18 protein-coding genes and 2 other annotated features are annotated in these 18,498 nt (G+C 35.0%); of the genes, 14 read left to right on the top strand and 4 right to left on the bottom strand.

What is annotated here, in order from left to right; genetic code table 11:
• Positions 1–7 precede the first annotated feature (7 nt).
• Positions 8–217 carry a hypothetical protein gene (locus DFR56_RS11845; protein WP_110395656.1) on the top strand — a complete coding sequence of 70 codons (210 nt, stop codon included), beginning with the start codon at positions 8–10 and terminating at the stop codon, positions 215–217.
• A gap of 60 nt (positions 218–277) precedes the next feature.
• On the opposite strand, the gene DFR56_RS11840 is transcribed toward DFR56_RS11845, so the two are convergent.
• Complete coding sequence (locus DFR56_RS11840; RefSeq protein WP_110395655.1) at positions 278–733, bottom strand: hypothetical protein; 456 nt, start codon at positions 731–733, stop codon at positions 278–280.
• A 171-nt stretch (positions 734–904) separates the two neighbouring features.
• Here DFR56_RS11840 and thiD point away from each other — a divergent pair, with 171 nt between their 5' ends.
• From thiD to udk, 9 genes are all read left to right on the top strand, one after another.
• Positions 905–1,741 carry a bifunctional hydroxymethylpyrimidine kinase/phosphomethylpyrimidine kinase gene (thiD, locus tag DFR56_RS11835; RefSeq protein ID WP_110395794.1) on the top strand — a complete coding sequence of 279 codons (837 nt, stop codon included), beginning with the start codon at positions 905–907 and terminating at the stop codon, positions 1,739–1,741.
• A 30-nt stretch (positions 1,742–1,771) separates the two neighbouring features.
• Positions 1,772–2,320: a cysteine hydrolase family protein gene (locus tag DFR56_RS11830; protein WP_110395654.1), complete on the top strand. Its 549-nt coding sequence runs from the start codon at positions 1,772–1,774 to the stop codon at positions 2,318–2,320.
• Positions 2,321–2,406: 86 nt separating this feature from the next.
• Positions 2,407–2,632, top strand: a binding site (T-box leader).
• 148 nt (positions 2,633–2,780) lie between these two features.
• The gene (gene serA / locus DFR56_RS11825) at positions 2,781–4,367 is read left to right on the top strand and encodes a phosphoglycerate dehydrogenase (RefSeq protein WP_110395653.1); all 1,587 of its coding nucleotides are present in this window, start codon (positions 2,781–2,783) and stop codon (positions 4,365–4,367) included.
• 152 nt (positions 4,368–4,519) lie between these two features.
• Positions 4,520–4,754 (top strand) — a binding site (T-box leader).
• An 82-nt stretch (positions 4,755–4,836) separates the two neighbouring features.
• Positions 4,837–6,276, top strand: a complete 1,440-nt coding sequence (gene proS, locus DFR56_RS11820; protein WP_110395793.1) for a proline--tRNA ligase — start codon at positions 4,837–4,839, stop codon at positions 6,274–6,276.
• Between the two features lie 295 nt (positions 6,277–6,571).
• Complete coding sequence (locus DFR56_RS22965; RefSeq protein ID WP_158525616.1) at positions 6,572–6,718, top strand: hypothetical protein; 147 nt, start codon at positions 6,572–6,574, stop codon at positions 6,716–6,718.
• Between the two features lie 278 nt (positions 6,719–6,996).
• Positions 6,997–8,736, top strand: a complete 1,740-nt coding sequence (locus DFR56_RS11815) for a sensor histidine kinase (protein WP_110395652.1) — start codon at positions 6,997–6,999, stop codon at positions 8,734–8,736.
• Positions 8,737–9,336 carry a response regulator transcription factor gene (locus DFR56_RS11810; protein ID WP_110395651.1) on the top strand — a complete coding sequence of 200 codons (600 nt, stop codon included), beginning with the start codon at positions 8,737–8,739 and terminating at the stop codon, positions 9,334–9,336.
• Between the two features lie 169 nt (positions 9,337–9,505).
• Positions 9,506–10,255, top strand: a complete 750-nt coding sequence (locus DFR56_RS11805) for a helix-turn-helix transcriptional regulator (RefSeq protein WP_110395650.1) — start codon at positions 9,506–9,508, stop codon at positions 10,253–10,255.
• 652 nt (positions 10,256–10,907) lie between these two features.
• Positions 10,908–11,534, top strand: coding sequence for a uridine kinase (gene udk / locus DFR56_RS11800; protein ID WP_110395649.1), 627 nt, complete (start codon positions 10,908–10,910; stop codon positions 11,532–11,534).
• A gap of 17 nt (positions 11,535–11,551) precedes the next feature.
• Here udk and DFR56_RS11795 read toward each other — a convergent pair whose 3' ends face one another.
• From DFR56_RS11795 to DFR56_RS23475, 3 genes are all read right to left on the bottom strand, one after another.
• Positions 11,552–11,944 (bottom strand): thiol-disulfide oxidoreductase DCC family protein, encoded by a 393-nt coding sequence (locus DFR56_RS11795; protein WP_110395648.1) that lies wholly within the window; start codon positions 11,942–11,944, stop codon positions 11,552–11,554.
• Positions 11,945–12,081: 137 nt separating this feature from the next.
• Positions 12,082–13,044 (bottom strand): oxygen-dependent tRNA uridine(34) hydroxylase TrhO, encoded by a 963-nt coding sequence (gene trhO, locus DFR56_RS11790; protein ID WP_110395647.1) that lies wholly within the window; start codon positions 13,042–13,044, stop codon positions 12,082–12,084.
• Positions 13,045–13,345: 301 nt separating this feature from the next.
• Positions 13,346–13,867 (bottom strand): coiled-coil domain-containing protein, encoded by a 522-nt coding sequence (locus DFR56_RS23475; protein WP_242694580.1) that lies wholly within the window; start codon positions 13,865–13,867, stop codon positions 13,346–13,348.
• Between the two features lie 153 nt (positions 13,868–14,020).
• Between DFR56_RS23475 and kynU the strand changes: the two genes are divergently transcribed.
• Genes kynU through kynB form a run of 4 tightly spaced genes read left to right on the top strand, consistent with a single transcriptional unit; the run spans position 14,021 to position 18,177 of the window.
• Positions 14,021–15,298 carry a kynureninase gene (gene kynU / locus DFR56_RS11780; protein ID WP_110395646.1) on the top strand — a complete coding sequence of 426 codons (1,278 nt, stop codon included), beginning with the start codon at positions 14,021–14,023 and terminating at the stop codon, positions 15,296–15,298.
• Between the two features lie 23 nt (positions 15,299–15,321).
• Complete coding sequence (gene kynA / locus DFR56_RS11775; RefSeq protein ID WP_110395645.1) at positions 15,322–16,176, top strand: tryptophan 2,3-dioxygenase; 855 nt, start codon at positions 15,322–15,324, stop codon at positions 16,174–16,176.
• A 23-nt stretch (positions 16,177–16,199) separates the two neighbouring features.
• A complete protein-coding gene (locus DFR56_RS11770) occupies positions 16,200–17,546 on the top strand; it encodes a sodium-dependent transporter (protein WP_110395644.1) in 1,347 nt (448 codons plus the stop codon).
• Between the two features lie 4 nt (positions 17,547–17,550).
• Positions 17,551–18,177, top strand: coding sequence for an arylformamidase (gene kynB, locus DFR56_RS11765; RefSeq protein WP_110395643.1), 627 nt, complete (start codon positions 17,551–17,553; stop codon positions 18,175–18,177).
• Positions 18,178–18,498: the final 321 nt, after the last annotated feature.

The following is an 18,498-nucleotide window of genomic DNA, read 5'->3' as shown; positions in this document are numbered from 1 at the left end:
TTTATGGATGAAAATAATTTCTGAAATTAGCTGTGTTGAAGGCTCACTTGCCGCTTTAGGATGGGCGAACTATACTTCCGAAGCGGAGTATACACAGTCATTATTGCTCGGATTTCCTTTTGATCCACCCTCTTGCGTCTTTGTTACTTTACAAGTGCATAAAAAACATAGACATGGTCATGTTGATGAACTTCTTCAAGATCCTGTTCTGATTTAATATTCGCATGAATGGGACCGTCTTTTGAAAGGATTAGAGTACTGATGAGCTTCTTTTCATTTAATTGAACGGAAAAGGGGTATCTATTGGTACAAATGTACTGGCTGAATGAACTGGAATCGCTGTTAAATCTGTTTGGAAACTTGCTGAACTATCTTCTGCTATAACAGAGCCAATCCATTGATGTTGGTCATTAATGCCTCGATTAGCAATAATAATATGAATTGGATTACTGTCATCCATATCATGCAAACTTGCAGTAAAATACATCTCTGTACCTTGAAGTTCACCATTTTCATAATGATCGACAGTTAGCTCAATTTCATTTGCCGCATCATTTTTGACTTGCATCTCAAAAATAATGGAATTATCACCTACTAAATTCATCATTCCTTGTTCCAACTGAGTTAGCTTTACATCACTAATTTTTAGATCAACTTCCTCGTTCTGGACGTTCGTTGAACAAGCGGTAAGGAATATAAAAAATATCAATAGAAAATGAAAACAATACTTCATTTTTTCTCCCTCCAAACAAACTTTTTTTTAAACGTTTATACATATGTTATAATTATTCTTTGAAAGTTGCTTTAATATTTGTTTTTTTCAATCAATATAGTATATCTTATCATTCAAACTAGAAGAAAAGTAGTCATGATCGTAAAAATGAACAGTAGAAAGGATTTTCTTATGAATAAGCCATCACGAGTTCTTACAATAGCAGGCTCGGCAGCTGGGGGAAGTGCTGGCATCCAAGCTGATTTAAAAACATTTCAAGAATTAGATGTATACGGCATGAGTGTGATAACCGCTATTGTCGGACGCCATCCAGAAACGAATAAAAATGTACATCCACAGACGGTTGAGGCGATTGAAGCACAGTTTGCAACTGCGAAAATGCAAGTCGGTTTCGATGCATTAAAAACAGGGATGTTATTTTCAAAAGAAGTCATTGAAAAAACTGCTGAACTGATTGCCCATTCAGACATTAAAGATATTGTTGTCGACCCCGTTATGGTTGGGAAACTGGATTCAAAGCTATTAAAAGATGATGCAATCGAGGCACTGAAGGAAAAATTAATCCCATTATCTACTGTTATTACGCCAAATATGACTGAAGCATCTATTTTACTAAACGATAGACCTTTAAACACAGTAGAGGATTTAAAACAGGCAGCAATTGATTTGCATGATCTAGGGCCAGACTTTGTTTTAGTAAAAGGTGGTCGCCTCACAGGTCCAGCTATCGATGTTTTATATGAGGGAACAACATTAACTACGCTTGAAGCACCTAGAATTAATACAGTTAATACGAGTGGTGCTGGATGTACGTATTCGGCAGCAATTACCGCTTATCTGGCAAAAGGTAAAAGTATTCATGACGCAGTTGTATTTGCGAAAAGCTTTATAACGACTGCCATTGAACATAGCTTTTCTTATACCGAGCTAGTTGGGCCAACATATCATGCTGCAAAAAGAAAATATGGGGAAGCTCATCAGATCATTGTGAATAGTGAAGAAATATAATTTTTGCGCATTATCTAATGGAGGGTAAAAATGAGAAGAGCATTAATTAATGTTGATTACACGTATGATTTTGTTGCGGAAGATGGGAAGCTAACATGTGGTGTACCCGGACAAGCGATCGAAGGGAAAATTGTTTCGCTGACAAAAGAATTTATTGAAGCTGGTGATTTTGTTACTTTTGGGATTGATGCCCATGAAGAAGGGGATAAGCTTCATCCAGAATCTGCTCTTTTTCCAGCGCATAATATCGTTGGAACGAGGGGAATGGAGTTATACGGTACATTAAATGAGCTTTATGAGAAACATAAAGATGATGAAAATGTATTTTATTTTGAAAAAACTCGTTATAGCGCTTTTGCTGGGACGAATCTTGAGCTTAAACTAAGAGAAAGAAATATAAAAGAAGTTCATCTCGTTGGAGTGTGCACGGATATTTGCATCTTGCATACAGCTGTAGATGCGTATAATAAAGGCTTTCATATTGTTGTACATAAGGATGGAGTGGCAAGTTTTAATCAAATTGGCCATGAATGGGCATTAGAGCATTTTAAAAACACATTAGGTGCAGAAGTTGTCTAATGAAGTCAATAAAATGTCAAATATTGTTGTTCAAATATATTGACAAATCAAGTTATTTTGCTATGATAAAGTAGTAAAATTAATAGGTAATTATGATGATGAAGATACATTTATTATCAGTGTAACGATAGAGAGCTAGTGGTAGGTGGAAACTAGTGTTACTCATAATAAATAGCCCTTTTGAGTAGACGGACTGAAAGAAGTAGGTTCGTTCGTATGTGTGCGTTAAACACATAACCAACGAAGATTGCAAGGAGAAATATTGCAATGAAAAAGGGTGGTACCGCGTAAATTTAACTTTTCGCCCCTTATGATGAAGGGGTGGAAAGTTTTTTGTTTTTCCAATAAATGTCTTTCGGTGATTTTTTGAGGAGGAATGGAGTATAGCGATTGTTAAAAATGAGTTTCAGATGCTTGACTACATGTAAAATTCAACAAACTAGAATGAGGAGGCTCCAAAATGGTATTTAAAATATTAATTAGTGATCCATTAAGTGAAGACGGAATTTTTCCTTTACGAGAAGCAGACAATATTGAAGTAGTGATCGATACTGGTTTATCAAAAGAAGAACTATTAAATAAAATAGGCGATTTCGACGGTTTATTAGTGAGAAGTCAGACACAAGTTACCCGCGAAGTGATTGAAACAGGACATAACTTAAAAGTAATTGGACGAGCAGGCGTTGGAGTTGACAATATTGATTTAGATGCAGCAACTGAAAACGGAATGATCGTTGTCAACGCTCCTGATGGAAATACGAACTCTGCTGCTGAACATACAATGGCGATGCTCATGTCTCTTGCCAGAAATATTCCTCAAGCTTATTTATCGATTAAAGATAAAAAATGGGATCGCAAATCATATGTCGGTGTCGAGTTACGGGATAAAACGTTAGGAATTGTTGGACTTGGACGAATTGGGGCAGAAGTAGCAAGACGTGCAAAAGGTCAGCGGATGAATGTCATTGCATATGATCCATTTTTTACAAAAGAAAAAGCAGAAGCTCTTGGGATTGAGCATGGAACATTAGATGAAGTGCTTGCAGTAGGGGATTTTATCACTGTTCACACACCATTATTAAAAGAAACTCGTCATATTATTAATAAAGAAGCTTTTGCAAAAATGAAAGATGGTGTACGTGTCATTAACTGCGCCCGTGGTGGGATTATTAATGAAGATGATTTATATGATGCAATTGTTGAAGGAAAAGTTGCTGGGGCAGCGCTTGATGTGTTTGAAGAAGAACCAGCAGTTGACCATAAAGTATTAAACTTAAAAGAAGTGATTGCTACACCACACTTAGGTGCAAGTACAATTGAGGCGCAAGAAAATGTGGCGATTGATGTGAGTCATGATGTCGTCCGAATTTTATCAGGAGGACTTGCAAGAAACCCAGTTAATATCCCGTCTGTTCCTCGTGAAGTAATGCGAAAAATAGAACCATATTTTTATTTATCGGAAAAACTCGGTTTATTCCTAGCACATTTAGAAGAAGAAGTGATTAGCGAGATCAATATTAATTATGCAGGTGATTTAACAGCCCTTGAAATTGCGCCACTTACTCAAAATACGTTAAAGGGATTATTAAGTCGTTATTTAGGTTCGAATGTAAATAATGTAAATGCTGCATACTTAGCAGAACGAAAAGGAATTACGATTCATGAAAAGAAAACATCGGCTGCACGAGGTTTTACGAATTTAATTACAGTAGAAATAATTACAAAATCGACAAAACGCCGTGTATCTGGAACATTACTTAATGGACTAGGTGCTAGAATTGTAAAAGTAGATGACTATAGCATGGATGTCATCCCTGAAGGACATTTATTACTTGTCCATCATAAGGATCAACCTGGTGCAATCGGACGTGTTGGTAATTTACTTGCAGAAAATGATGTCAATATTGCTACCATGCAAGTTGGTCGTCTCCATATTGGCGGAAATGCAATTATGATGTTAACGATCGATCGTCCATTAACGAAAGAGGAATTAGAACAAATTAGAGCGATGGAAGGCTTTGACCGAGTAACAGCAGTAGATCTGTAATGATAGAAAAACTGTCTGAAGCAAATTGCTTTAGGCGGTTTTTTTATCCTTCAATGAAAACGACATACTTCCTTTATCTTGCAAGCAAACAGAAATATTGTTGCTTGCTTGACTTTACGTAACTCTCCATATATATTAACATTATAATAATTGAAGCAACGATGAAGAGGATTAGTATAACTTTTGTGTCTTTAGCAGAAAGGAAATGGTGATGCAAATTTCCAAAGACCATCGTTAGAACCTACCTGCCGAGTTCGTGATTCACATTAGTCTTTGCTAATAAAGAATTGCGCGGTTCAAAACCGTTACCATGAAAAAGTGTACTTTTGACATGCGATGCACAAAAAAGTAAACAAGGGTGGTACCACCATAACCTCGGTCCCTTATTGGATTTCGGGGATATTTTTATGTCATTTCAGTCCATACCCAGTCTAGCTTATAAATGAAGAATACAGATAGTGAGGTCGATATAATGAGTAAAAACAAACAATTTGTAGAAAAAATAACGGCGATGGAAGATGATTTTGCACAGTGGTATACAGATGTAGTGAAGCAAGCGGAATTAGTTGACTATGGGCTAGTTCGTGGGACGATGATTATGAAGCCATATGGCTTTGCGATCTGGGAAAATGTTCGTGATGCATTAGACCGAAAAATTAAAGAGACGGGTCACTCCAATGTCGCCTTTCCATTATTTATACCTGAAAGCCTTTTAGAGAAAGAGAAAGATCATGTGGAAGGATTTGCTCCTGAGGTAGCTTGGGTAACGCATGGTGGAGATGAAGAACTTGCAGAAAGACTTGCCATTCGTCCAACGTCTGAGGTGCTTTTCTGTGATTATTATTCTAAGAATATTCACTCTTACCGGGATCTACCTAAATTATACAATCAGTGGGCAAATGTTGTCCGTTGGGAAAAAACGACAAGACCATTCCTTAGGTCTTCTGAATTCCATTGGCAAGAAGGCCATACTGCTCATGCAACAGATGAAGAAGCGGCAAAAGAAACAGATCAGATGCTCAATGTTTATGCAGATCTTGCAGAAAATTATTTAGCGATTCCTGTTATTAAAGGTCGGAAAACGGAAATGGAGAAATTTGCAGGAGCTAAGTATACGATTACGATAGAATGTATGATGCATGATGGAAAAGCATTACAGGCAGGAACATCCCATCATTTTGGATCAGGTTTTGCGGAAGCTTTCGACATTACGTACCTGGATAAAGACGGGAAAAGTCAATTCGTTCATCAAACATCATGGGGGCTATCTACACGGATTATGGGTGCACTTATTATGGTGCATGGAGATAATCGAGGGTTAGTAGTACCACCACGGATTGCTCCAACCCAAGCAATGATTATTCCAATTGCGCAGCACAAAGAAGGGGTTCTCGATAAAGCGTATGATTTACGCGACAAATTAGCTGATATTGTTCGGATCGACATCGATGCAAGTGATAAAATGCCAGGATGGAAGTTCAATGAATGCGAAATGAAAGGTTACCCAGTCCGAATTGAAATTGGACCAAAAGATATTGAAAAAAATCAAGTTGTTCTCGTTCGTCGTGATACGAATGAAAAAGAGTTTGTTTCCATAGATGAATTGGAAGTACGTTTACCAGCATTGTTAGAAGAAATCCAACAAAATTTATTTGATAAAGCATTAGCACACCGAAATGAAAAAACAACCGTTGTAAAAAGTATGGATGAATTAGAAAAGGCTCTTAAAGAAAATCCAGGCTTTTTGAAAGCAATGTGGTGTGGGGATGAAGCATGTGAAGAGAAGATAAAAGAAGAAACACAAGTTACATCAAGATGTATTCCATTTGAACAAGAAAAGCTTGCAGATACATGTTTTTGTTGTGGTAAGAAGGCAAAAGAAATGGTTTACTGGGCAAGAGCTTATTAATACGAAAGAACTATCATTTCCTCTGTTCAATATAAAAAAGCAGATCCAATTTTGGGTACTGCTTTTCTTTTTTTTAAAAAACCTCATAAAATAGGTCTTTCGAATTATTTTTCTTTACATAAGTTTAACGTTGATATCGTAAAATTCATATACGTAAGAAGAAATGTTTATTTTCGGAATGATTAACTGATGAAATGAAAAAATAGTATAGTTTTTCTAGAAAAAATGTGATTTAATACATTTAAAGATGTTAAAAATTAGAAAATTGTCGTAATTTAGTAGGAGAATAGAATGGATGGTTACGGAAGAGAACTTTCACTTTTGTTTAACTATCATAGTTCTTGGGTCTATCATTTACGTTTCATCTTTTAAAGTGGATAAAGAAATGGTAAAAGTATCGGCGGGAAAACATACCATTCAACATGAACATTTACTGAATTAAGCAAAGTGTATCTGATTGTACGATCCATATATATTTTCTTTATATTTATCACTCCACCATATATTTTTACGAAGCCCTATCTGTTTTATTAAATTATAACCATACTCATTATGGTAAGTTTAGTCCTAAATTCAATTTATGGGGTGAAGCAAACATATGAATCGGCATATAGTTATTTAATGGGTGTTCGTATTACTTCTTACAGTTGATAATGGTCAAATAGGGAAAGGGAGCACCTTCTTTTTCACTTTTATTTTTTAACTTGGTAGGGGGTTCATATGAGATATGATAAAAAAAAATATGGTATCTACTTTATTTTCATTATATTATTGATGATTTGTTTGTTCGGAGTATTTTTTTATTTAAAACCATCTCTAGCTTATAACTATGATGAACCACCATTATTAGCTTCCTCTTCCATTTATGAAATGCATCATCCATTTTACACACAAAGTAAATGGGACCAATTCATTGACTATTTAGAAAAGATATCATCCGTTAAAAAGAAAGATTTACAGACATTGCATGTATTAGAACAAGAGGAAGAACAGCAAAATGTAGTAAATGAAAAGATAAGATTATTATTTCAAGCGTTTGTCTTAGGAAGTATTTTTATCATTGGGATCAACCATTTAGTTGTTTATTTTCATCGAAAAAAAGAATTATCAGCATTATTTATTGCATTAGCCTGTTTTGGTGTTGTTACAAGAACATTTTTTATAAAAGAAACTTTATTTATTAATCTGTTTTTTGATTTTAAACCTGAAAGCTTACTCATCGTTGATTTAATAACAGGGCTTGTTAGTATTTTATTTTATTTATTATATATAAATCGTGAATTCATTCGTAATCGCTATCGTTTTATGACTAATTTTTTTGTTAGTTGCGTTATTATTTATATCATTTGTATGTTGGTGTTTCCGTTGGAGATTATTCTTCAAACCAATTATATATATCAACTTTTGGCATTATTTATCCTCATTTATATAGTCTGTTTTTCCATCATTGCAGGAATAAAAAGAATGCCTGGAGCATATTTAAATTTAATTGGACTGCTTATTTTATTTGTGCTCGTTTGGAATGATTTTTTTCATTATAGCGAACATATATCAACAAACGAATTTATTTCCGTTAGTATCTTATTTTATTTATTCTTTATGACTATTCATTTATCGCGAAAATCATCCTATTCATTTGAACGGGTGGAAAGATTATCAGAAGAGCTTGGTAAATTGAATCTGATATTGGAGCTAAAGGTGAAACAACGTACAGAAGAATTACAAGTAGCGAATGAATCGTTACAAAAAGTAGAAGAATCTCGTCGTCGTTTACTTGCAAGTGTGTCACATGAATTAAATACTCCATTAACTTTCATCCATGGACATGTTAAAGCAATGTTAGATGGGATAGTGCCTAAAGATGACACTACCTACTTACGAGCCGTTTATAACGACACGAAAATGATGACACGTATGATCGCGGACCTTCAAGAACTTTCCATATTAGAATCTGGTCAATATTCATTTCACTTTAAAGAAGTTGATATGAAAACATTCATCGTTCAAATGTATGAAGAGTTACAACCGTTATTCAATGGCAAGGATTTACATTTTATATTTAAAGAAAGCATTGGTAAAGAAACGAATATTTTTTGTTCTATAGATCCGATTCGAATTAAACAAGTTCTTACTAATTTAATTGTAAATGCACAAAAGTTTACCCCAAAAGGTGGAAGCATTTATATGGAAACAGTTATACGACAAAACGAGAATGAAAAAAAAGAAGTAAAGCTTACGATAATGGACACGGGAATTGGCATAGATGAAAAAAATATTCCATATCTTTTTGAACGTTTTTTTAAGCTAAATGAGCAACAATATTGTTTAGAAAAAGGGTCGGGGCTTGGTTTAGTCATTTCAAAAGAAATTGTTGAAATTCATGGGGGCATGATAGGTGTAACGAGTCAAAAAAATAAAGGGAGCAAATTTTACTTTACATTACCAATTAGGAGGGATTAGATGATGAAGGGTAAAATTTTGATTGCTGAGGATGAGAAGAAAATTCGCTCTTTACTACGATTATATTTAGAACAAAATGAATATACAGTTATTACAGCAAAAAATGGGCGCGTGGCACTTGAGAGAATGAAAGAAAATACGGTAGATTTAATTGTATTAGATATTTTAATGCCAGAATTGAGTGGATTAGATGTCTGTAAAGAATTACGAAAAAACTATAAATATAAAGATGTACCAGTCATTTACCTAAGTAGTCTAAATGAAAAACAGTCCATAATTTCAGGACTAGAAATAGGCGGAGATGATTACATGACAAAGCCTTTTGACCCTAATGAACTAGTCGCTAGAATCAATGCCATTTTACGGAGAACAAAAAATAACCGGGGAGAAAAAACAGATATATATTATGAAGATTTAACTTTTCAAGAAACTCAAATAGTGGAACTAATGGAAAGGGGGTTTACCAATAAGGAAATTGCCTTAAAGTTATCACTAACAGAAGGAACTGTAAAAGTGTATAACCATACAATTTATCAGAAATTACAAGTGAGAAATCGTACTCAAGCAATAGTCCGTGCCAAAGAAATTCAATTAATCTAATGATAAATAACTACTTTTAACTTTTAACTTAACTTTAGTTAATAGAAATCCGAAAAAGGAACAGGTAAAATGAACGTAACATGAAATTGTTTTAGTCTTTATGAACTAGAAGTTTATTTTACAAGTAAATTAGTCTATTACGATACCCTCATAAAAATGATAATGAAAGGTGAGGAGAAAAATAGAGATAAGGAATAAAGGGGAAGAAGAGAAGCATTTCACTGTTGAAAGTATTCTGATATTTAATTTAGAGGAAGTTATTGCAGAGTACGATAACAAGTTTTTTAGTAGTTTACAGAAGAAAGAGTATTCAAAATGTGAAAATTACTTATCTGACTTTTGCTTTGAAATTTTAGATATGTCAGAGGAGGAACAAGTGTTTATTGCGAGAATATTTTTTACTAGTATTATTACAGACATTATTAGAGTCCAAAATAGAAAGAAAATACTCCATCCTAGAGCACTCTCTCATGCTTACGATGTCATTGCAAGAATAGAAAAATGGAGTAATTTATCTGAATACCTTTTATCGATCAGCTGGTTTATTGAACAGTTGAAGGAAAGAATTATTGCAGACTTTATATTATTTGATGGTTGTGTCCATATCGAAAAAGCATTAGAACTAATCAACTATCATTTAGATAATGACATTTTAACCGTAAAGTGGTTAGCTAAACAATTACAAATCTCTACGACACATTTATCAAACTTATTTAAACTACAAATAGGGGAAACTGTATCGAGCTTTATTACGAAACGCAAGATGGATGAAATTATTTATGAATTAACATATACAAATAAATCATTAAAAGAAATTAGGGAAAAATATGGGTTTATAAACCATAGTCATTTTATCCAACATTTTAAAAGATATAAGGGAGTAACACCACTAAAATTTAAACAAGAATTACATAAATAAGTAGATATTAAAAAAAATGCAACAATTTAAGCTAATTAGTCGGAATATTTCAAAAAATGTCAACCGATGTCGATAGAAATATTTTTAATTTTAAGAACATGAGGCTGGGACATAACGAAACGACCAATTCTAAAGACGAAGCATTACCTTAGCGGAGGAAATATACGTAGAATCCTGGTCGGTTAAAAGCGGTCACGTCCTGGGACTGCACTTCGTTCGTCCCATCGAAAACATTGTGCGTCGCGGAAGGAAAGGCATCGGCGAGACCCTGCCCCGGCAAGGGGTATGCCGACGTTGGCCTTCCTTTAATTTCGATAGAGGAGGCTCACCAGCCGCCCGCGGTAAAGGAGACACTGTGAAAACAAGCGATAGCGCAGGTTGAACAGATGTCACTCTTATGCCCTGTGGTGAAAGCGAAGTATATTTCCAGAGCGGGTGATATGCAGCTACCATTGTTCGGGTTTTTCTTTGGTGAAAACACCTTTGTCCCAGCTTCTTTTCTTAGTATTTATTCCATGTTTAGTTGAAGCTTGTACATCTATATTAAATACCAACCGGTTTAAATGAGTTAAAAATGGCAAAATATTTCCCCATCATGTATGCTTTAATACGTATTGTGTAATGTACAGGAACATTTTTGGGGGGATTACCTATGCCAACAAATAAACCAGTAGTTATCGGAGTAGCAGGTGGAAGTGGAAGCGGGAAAACATCTGTGACACGATCGATATGCCGACGCTTTTCTGATAAAACGATTCTTGTGATTGAACAAGATTATTACTATAAAGATCAAAGTCATTTAACTTTCGATCAGAGGTTACAGACAAATTATGATCATCCACTGGCATTCGACAACGACTTATTAGTGAGACATTTAAAAGATTTAATCGCTCTGAAGCCGATTAAAAAACCAGTATATAATTACAAGCTACATACGAGATCCGAAAAAGTAATTAACGTAGAACCGAAACAAGTAATTATCGTGGAAGGTATCTTAATATTAGAAGATCCAAAATTAGTTGAATTAATGGATATTAAAGTATTTGTTGATACAGATGCTGATTTACGAATTATTCGTAGACTAACGAGGGACATCAAAGATCGTGGCAGGTCACTTGATTCCGTTATTAATCAGTATATTCATTCGGTGCGACCGATGCATTTGCAATTTGTTGAATCGACAAAGCGCTATGCTGATATTATTATTCCTGAAGGCGGGGAAAATCATGTTGCAATTGATTTAATGGCAACAAAGATCGCACAAATTTTATCAAAGTAAATGAACTCTATTTTATTTTAAGACAAAAATCTTTTTCTCATTTCGGGGGAAGGGATCATACATCTATCACTTTTCCCGAACAACTTATAACGATTTTTAGCAATAATATCATAACCAAAATCTCTTACTTTCTTAGGTATGATCATAAAAATGGATAGAAACCTCCAAAAAAGATGTAATTTTTTACAAATCCTTAAAGCAGCGGTTGACTTCACATAATATTGATCCTTTTCGATTAAAATTAAACTATCTCTATGATTAGGTATATGATATTGTTCTATTAATTGTAGCCCAACCTCACTTTGAAGTGAGGCAAATTTAAAGATAGCCTTTGGATCTCGTTTTATAATAAATTGAACATTCCAATTGCAGAAATTGCATTCGCCATCAAATAAAATGATGCGCTTCATTGTCATCACCTACCTGTTTACAATTAAGGCTTTAAAGCTTGTACATGATAGCTTTAGATCACTTATACGGTAAGAAGATTTTATACTTTCTTACTACTAAGGAAAGGAAAAAGACGATCCGTAACGAATCGTCTCCTTTATACATTTTGTTTGTTTGTTTTTTCAATTGCCTCTAAACGCTCCGCAACTTCTTCTTCAGTTAATTCATGTTCTTTGAGATACAAATTATTCGGACTACGTCGGCACGCATCTGTACAACCACGCATGTATTTATGTTCATTTTCTTCCGAACATAAAATTTGCTTATTGCATACTGGATCTGCGCAGTTTACATATCTTTCACACGGGGTTCCATCAAAATGGTCTTTTCCAACAATAACATGTTCTGTATTGTTAATTGGTACAGTGAGCCGATTATCAAAAACGTAACATAACCCGTCCCAAAGTTTACCTTGTACCTCTGGATCTTTTCCATATGTGACAATTCCACCTTCAAGTTGTGCCACATCATCAAAACCTTCATTGATGAGAAAACCAGTAAATTTTTCACAACGAATTCCACCAGTGCAGTAAGTTAAAATACGTTTACCATCAAGCTTTTCACGGTTTTCTTGTACCCATTGTGGCAATTCCCGAAAACTATGGATATCAGGACGAATCGCACCACGAAAATGTCCTACATCATATTCATAGTCATTTCTCGTATCTAAAATGACCGTATTTTCATCTTGCATTGCTTCGTAAAATTCGTTCGGTTTTAAATACTCACCAGTAAGTTTGTTTGGATCAACTGGATTTTCTAAACGTAATGTCACGAGTTCTTCTCTTGGGCGAACATGCATTTTTTTGAATGTATGACCATCATGTTCATCGATTTTAAATACCATGTCATGAAAACGTGAATCGTTATGCATCATTTCCATATAGGCATTTGTTTGCTCGACTGTTCCTGATACTGTTCCATTAATACCATTGTGAGACACTAAAATACGTCCCTTTAACCCAAGATCATTACAGAATTGTAGATGCTCTTCAGCAAATAATTCATGATCGTCAATTGGGACAAAATGATAATACAATAATACTTGATACTTTTCCATTACTTTTACCACCTGTTTTTATATTTACAAGATATAAATGTTTGGCAGTTTATACTACTTATTATTACCTTGCAATATGTTATTATATCACTGTTTGGCTACTTTATAAACTAGAATTAATTAACTGGAAAGAATGTGGTGGTAAATCTCTTCAAAATGGTGAAGTTACTTATTATTGTTGTTTTAAAATAGGAAGAATGAGTCAATAGTTTGAATGAACTAGGTGTAATTAGAGGATTATATGTTGAATATTACATGAATACTAAAACATGACAAATGATAGGAGGCGTGAATGGTAAAACTATTCAGCATGTCTCATTTCTCTTATTTCTGTTTCTTGTTCAATGGAACGAATAGAAAGTGTTTCAAGTATTTTATCTTGCTTTGCTAGAGCCTTTTTTAATGATCGAATATCATGCTTTAACGACTCCAATTTTGCATCTGCTTCATCTTGACGATGGTAAATCGCTTTTGTTAATTGCGTGTTTTCTTCCAGTTGTGCCTTTATCGTCTTTATTTCAGCTTGCATTGAGTCCATTTCTGTCTTCACAGAACCTATCTCATCTTCCATGGATCCCATTTCTGTTTTCATTGAATCCATTTCATTTCTCATGGATCCCATTTCGATCTTCATCGAATCCATTTCATTTCTCATGGATCCCATTTCGGTCTTCATCGAATCCATTTCATTTCTCATGGATCTCATTTCGGTCTTCATTGAATCCATTTCATTTCTCATGGATCTCATTTCGGTCTTCATTGAATCCACGTCTGTTTTTAAAGAGGCTATTGCATTCAGAATTAGATCTAGTTTTTCCTCCATCAATTGTATTTCCCCCTTTCTATTAGCAACTATAGTTCACTAGTCCAAAATTATTATACCATAAAAGTACCTTTTCCCACACGATTATCCTGACTTTCTATTTACTATACTAGAAGTATTCGCTATCATATATGTTAATACTTCCCAAATGAGGTGGTAAAATTGGTAACGATTGATCAGGCAAAATATTTAGATAGACAAGACGAATTACAAGATTATCGTCATGAGTTTTATATTCCGAAAAATCGTATTTATTTAGATGGTAACTCTTTAGGATTGTTATCAAAACGAGCCGAGAAATCAGTTGTAGAAATGATTGATTCATGGAAAAATCTAGGTATTGACGGATGGGTAGATGCGGAAGAACCGTGGTTTTTCTTATCTGAACGATTAGGAAGCATGACTGCACCATTAATTGGGGCAGATCCAGATGAAGTGATAGTAACTGGTTCTACAACAATAAATTTACACCAAATCTTAGCCACATTTTTTCATCCTTCATCCAAAAGAAATAAAATTATCGTCGATGAACTAAATTTTCCAACTGATATTTATGCGGTAACATCCCAATTGCAAAGTCATCGATTAGACCCTGAGCAACATCTTATCAAAGTAAAAAGTAAAGATGGACATTTATTAAATGAAGATGATATTGTTCGTGTGATGACAGATGAAGTTGCCGTCATTGTATTGGCAAGTGTTTTGTATAGAAGTGGACAGGTTCTGGATATGGAATATATAACGAAAGAAGCACATAAGCGTGGCATACTTGTCGCCTTTGATCTGTGTCATTCTATTGGATCTATCGAACATTCTCTAAGTAAGTGGAATGTTGACTTTGCTTTCTGGTGTACGTATAAACATTTAAATGGTGGTCCAGGATCTGTTGGTGGCATGTATATAAATAGACGCCACTTTGGGGAAAAACCTGGACTTGCTGGATGGTTCGGCTCTGATAAAGATAAACAATTTGATTTAGAGCATGATATGACGATCGCTAACAATTCGGGCGCTTTTCAAACAGGCACACCGCACCTTTTAAGTGCTGCGCCGTTAATTGGTTCACTGTCTATATTTAAGGAAGTAGGGATGGAAAGGATTAGGGAAAAGTCACTTCGGCTAACCCAATTCATGATCGAATTAATTGACCAAGAACTTGGATCATATCATTTTATCGTACGTAATCCACGACAGGAAAAAACACGTGGCGGGCATGTTTTCTTAGAACATGAAGAAGCGGCACGAATTTGTAAGGCACTAAAGCAAAACAATGTTATTCCAGATTTTAGAGCACCTAATGGCATCAGATTGGCTCCTGTTGCTCTTTATAATACATTTACAGAAGTGTGGGAAACAGTTCAAATTTTAAAACAAATTATGGAAGAGAAACAATATAATCATTTTGAAAATAAGCGTGATGTCATTGCATAGATTAGAATGAGGAGGAATATGACATGTCTAAATCCATTTCTGATTTATACGACCATTTAAAGAAGGAAAAAGGAATCCATACGAATTTTAAAGAAGAAATGACATACAGCGATTATTTACATTTAGATACCATTTTAACGAGTCAACATCGACTGTCAGGTCATCATGACGAAATGTTGTTTATCATTATTCACCAAGTAAGTGAATTGTGGATGAAATTAATTTTACATGAATTAACGTCAGCTATTCAGTCTATCGAGGCTGGGAATTTATCCGCAGCTTTTAAAATGCTTGCGCGCGTTTCAAAAGTACAAACACAAATTATTCAAGCGTGGGATGTATTATCAACCCTTACTCCGGCCGAGTATTTGGAATTCCGTGATAAATTAGGAAAAGCATCTGGTTTTCAGTCGTATCAATATCGTTTAATTGAATTTGCTCTAGGCTATAAATCAAAACATATTTTAAAAATTTATGAAAATGATCAGGCAGTACATGATGCACTAATCAAAGCATATCAAGCCCCAAGTATATACGATGTTTCAATTGGAGCGTTAGCTAAAGCTGGGTTTCCAATTAATTCTGATCTCCTTGATCGTGACTATTCCATTGTTTATAACGGAGATTCGACTGTTCAAGCGGCTTGGGAAAAAGTATATAAAGACGTGGATAAATACTGGGATTTATATGAGTTAGCTGAAAAGCTAGTCGATATAGAGGATTGGTTACAACAATGGCGTTTTAGACATATGAAGACGGTTGAACGAATTATTGGTTTTAAAATTGGAACGGGTGGTTCTTCAGGTGTAAGCTATTTAAAACAAGTTTTAGAACACCGCTTTTTTCCAGAGTTATGGGATTTACGTACAACATTATAGCAAATGTACTAGGAGGGAATAGGATGGAAGAAAAAAGAGATCAGTGGACTTCCAAAATTGGCTTTATTTTAGCTTCAGCCGGAGCCGCGATTGGGCTTGGAGCTATTTGGAAGTTTCCTTATGTTACCGGAATGAGTGGTGGAGGAGCATTTTTCCTCATATTTGTTATTTTTACATTATTGATTGGTCTTCCAATGCTTATTTCAGAATTTATTATCGGTCGAGGGACAGCAAAAGAGGCGGTCAGTGCATATAAAAAGTTAGCACCTGAGAGCCTATGGGTATGGATCGGCCGACTTGGTGTCCTTGGTTGTTTTTTATTACTTACTTTTTATAGTGTTGTTGGCGGCTGGGTGCTTGTTTATAGTGCAATGAGTATTCCGGGAAAAATAATTGCGGACAGTGCCAATTACGAAGCTTTATTTGGCTCGGTAGTTGGTAGCCCCGGTACTACGATGTTAGGATTACTGTTATTTACGATTATTAATGTACTCGTTATTTCTATGGGGATAAAAAATGGAATTGAAAAAGCGAATAAATATATGATGCCATTACTATTTGTGTTCTTCATTATTTTAGTGATTCGTTCCTTGACGCTAGAAGGGGCAATGGAAGGAGTTACATTTTTTCTATCGCCAGATTTCTCTAATATTACGCGAGAATCCTTATTATATGCTTTAGGGCAATCCTTTTTCTCCCTAGCTGTTGGGTTTTCTTGTATGGTGACATACAGTTCCTATTTGAAACGTGATGTGAACTTAACCTCATCAGCTGGAACTGTCGTTGGGATGAATATTTTTGTATCATTGCTAGCTGGTTTAGCCATTTTTCCAGTTGTATTTGCGCTAGGATTTGAGCCTGCCGAAGGCCCAGGATTATTGTTTATAGTGCTACCAGCTGCATTTGCACAACTTCCATTTGGTGCACTGTTTTTAAGTTTATTTTTACTATTGTTCTTATTTGCGACATTAACTTCATCTTTTAGTTTATACGAGATTATTGTGGCAGCACTTACAGCAAACGGAAAATTATCACGTAAAGCTGTCACTTGGATATTAGGTGCAGTCCTAATGGTTGTTGCTATACCTTCTGCTCTATCATCAAGCTCGATGTCAGGGATAGAGATTTTTGGAAAAAGTATTTTTGATGCCACCGATTTTTTAGTGAGTAATATAATGTTACCGCTTGGAAGCTTACTGATTGCTATTTTTATCATTCATCGTGCGGACAAAGCGCTTGTGAAAGAAGAATTTCACTTAGGCGGTAAAGAAATAGGAAGTATGTATCCGGTTTGGCGACTATTAATGACTTGGATTGTGCCAGCTACTATTATTATTGTATTTTTAAACACACTTGGAGTTGTGAGGTGATTTTATGAAAAAATGGATTGATATTACCCAGCCATTGTCAAAGGAGATTGCAACCTGGCCAGGGGACATACCTTATCAATTTAATTTAAGTGCAACGAAAGCGCAGACTGGCTCGGTAAATATTGGTCAAGTTACGATGGGTGTTCATACTGGTACACATGTTGATGCACCGTATCATTTTGATGATGAAGGTGAAAAAACACATGATTTGGATGTGAATACGTATATTGGTAAGGCGATATTAATTGATGTAAGTAAATATGATCTCATTGATATTGAAGTCTTGGAAAAATATGATTTACAGGAAGTTAAACGTGTTCTATTAAAAACGGATCCGCAACGTAATTCTGCTGTATTTCCAAAGGATTATACGGTTTTACACCCGGATGTTGGACCGTATTTAAAAAAGAAAGGAATTATGTTAATCGGAATAGATGCACCATCAGTTGATCCCGTTGATAGTAAATCGCTTCACGCTCATCATGCTTTATCAAACAACGGTATTTACATATTAGAAAATCTTTTGTTAAATGATGTTGAAGCTGGGTTGTATGAATTAATAGCATTGCCATTGAAATTAGTTGGAGCAGATGGAAGTCCTGTTCGTGCAGTCATTCGACCAATGGAATAAAGCAACCGAAAGTGGAAACATAACAAAACGTTCCACTCCAAAAACGCTTAAAGGATAGAAAGTCTTTTACAAGGCTATAAATATTCACATAGCTGAGATAAACTACGATGTAATTTATTTTTGATGTTTTCTCTACAAACATAGTTACAGAAACGTTGGACTGTGCTTCAGACCATTGCTTTTCGCTGGCACGTCTTTAGCCTCCGATGCGCAATGTTAATTGTGACAAGTAATCGCAGTCCCAGGACTGCGATAAATCTCGTCCCATCGGAAACATTGTGCGTAGTGGATTCGGATGGAACACACTTACGCCAACATTTC

It is taken from the genome of Pseudogracilibacillus auburnensis, from assembly GCF_003201975.1.
In the GTDB taxonomy this organism is placed as follows: domain Bacteria; phylum Bacillota; class Bacilli; order Bacillales; family Amphibacillaceae; genus Pseudogracilibacillus; species Pseudogracilibacillus auburnensis.
Note: the sequence above shows the minus strand (reverse complement) of the source record. Positions and strands in the feature narration are given on the sequence as shown.

What these genes read in the sequence shown, in the direction of transcription:
- kynB (WP_110395643.1), top strand. Translation starts at nt 17,551, where the DNA reads ATGAAAAAATGGATTGATATTACCCAGCCATTGTCAAAGGAGATTGCA.
- DFR56_RS11810 (WP_110395651.1), top strand. Translation starts at nt 8,737, where the DNA reads ATGATGAAGGGTAAAATTTTGATTGCTGAGGATGAGAAGAAAATTCGC.
- kynA (WP_110395645.1), top strand. Translation starts at nt 15,322, where the DNA reads ATGTCTAAATCCATTTCTGATTTATACGACCATTTAAAGAAGGAAAAA.
- DFR56_RS11815 (WP_110395652.1), top strand. Translation starts at nt 6,997, where the DNA reads ATGAGATATGATAAAAAAAAATATGGTATCTACTTTATTTTCATTATA.
- udk (WP_110395649.1), top strand. Translation starts at nt 10,908, where the DNA reads ATGCCAACAAATAAACCAGTAGTTATCGGAGTAGCAGGTGGAAGTGGA.
- DFR56_RS11830 (WP_110395654.1), top strand. Translation starts at nt 1,772, where the DNA reads ATGAGAAGAGCATTAATTAATGTTGATTACACGTATGATTTTGTTGCG.
- DFR56_RS11845 (WP_110395656.1), top strand. Translation starts at nt 8, where the DNA reads ATGAAAATAATTTCTGAAATTAGCTGTGTTGAAGGCTCACTTGCCGCT.
- thiD (WP_110395794.1), top strand. Translation starts at nt 905, where the DNA reads ATGAATAAGCCATCACGAGTTCTTACAATAGCAGGCTCGGCAGCTGGG.
- DFR56_RS23475 (WP_242694580.1), bottom strand. Translation starts at nt 13,867, where the DNA reads ATGGAGGAAAAACTAGATCTAATTCTGAATGCAATAGCCTCTTTAAAA.
- DFR56_RS11770 (WP_110395644.1), top strand. Translation starts at nt 16,200, where the DNA reads ATGGAAGAAAAAAGAGATCAGTGGACTTCCAAAATTGGCTTTATTTTA.
- DFR56_RS11795 (WP_110395648.1), bottom strand. Translation starts at nt 11,944, where the DNA reads ATGAAGCGCATCATTTTATTTGATGGCGAATGCAATTTCTGCAATTGG.
- DFR56_RS11840 (WP_110395655.1), bottom strand. Translation starts at nt 733, where the DNA reads ATGAAGTATTGTTTTCATTTTCTATTGATATTTTTTATATTCCTTACC.
- serA (WP_110395653.1), top strand. Translation starts at nt 2,781, where the DNA reads ATGGTATTTAAAATATTAATTAGTGATCCATTAAGTGAAGACGGAATT.
- trhO (WP_110395647.1), bottom strand. Translation starts at nt 13,044, where the DNA reads ATGGAAAAGTATCAAGTATTATTGTATTATCATTTTGTCCCAATTGAC.
- DFR56_RS22965 (WP_158525616.1), top strand. Translation starts at nt 6,572, where the DNA reads ATGGTTACGGAAGAGAACTTTCACTTTTGTTTAACTATCATAGTTCTT.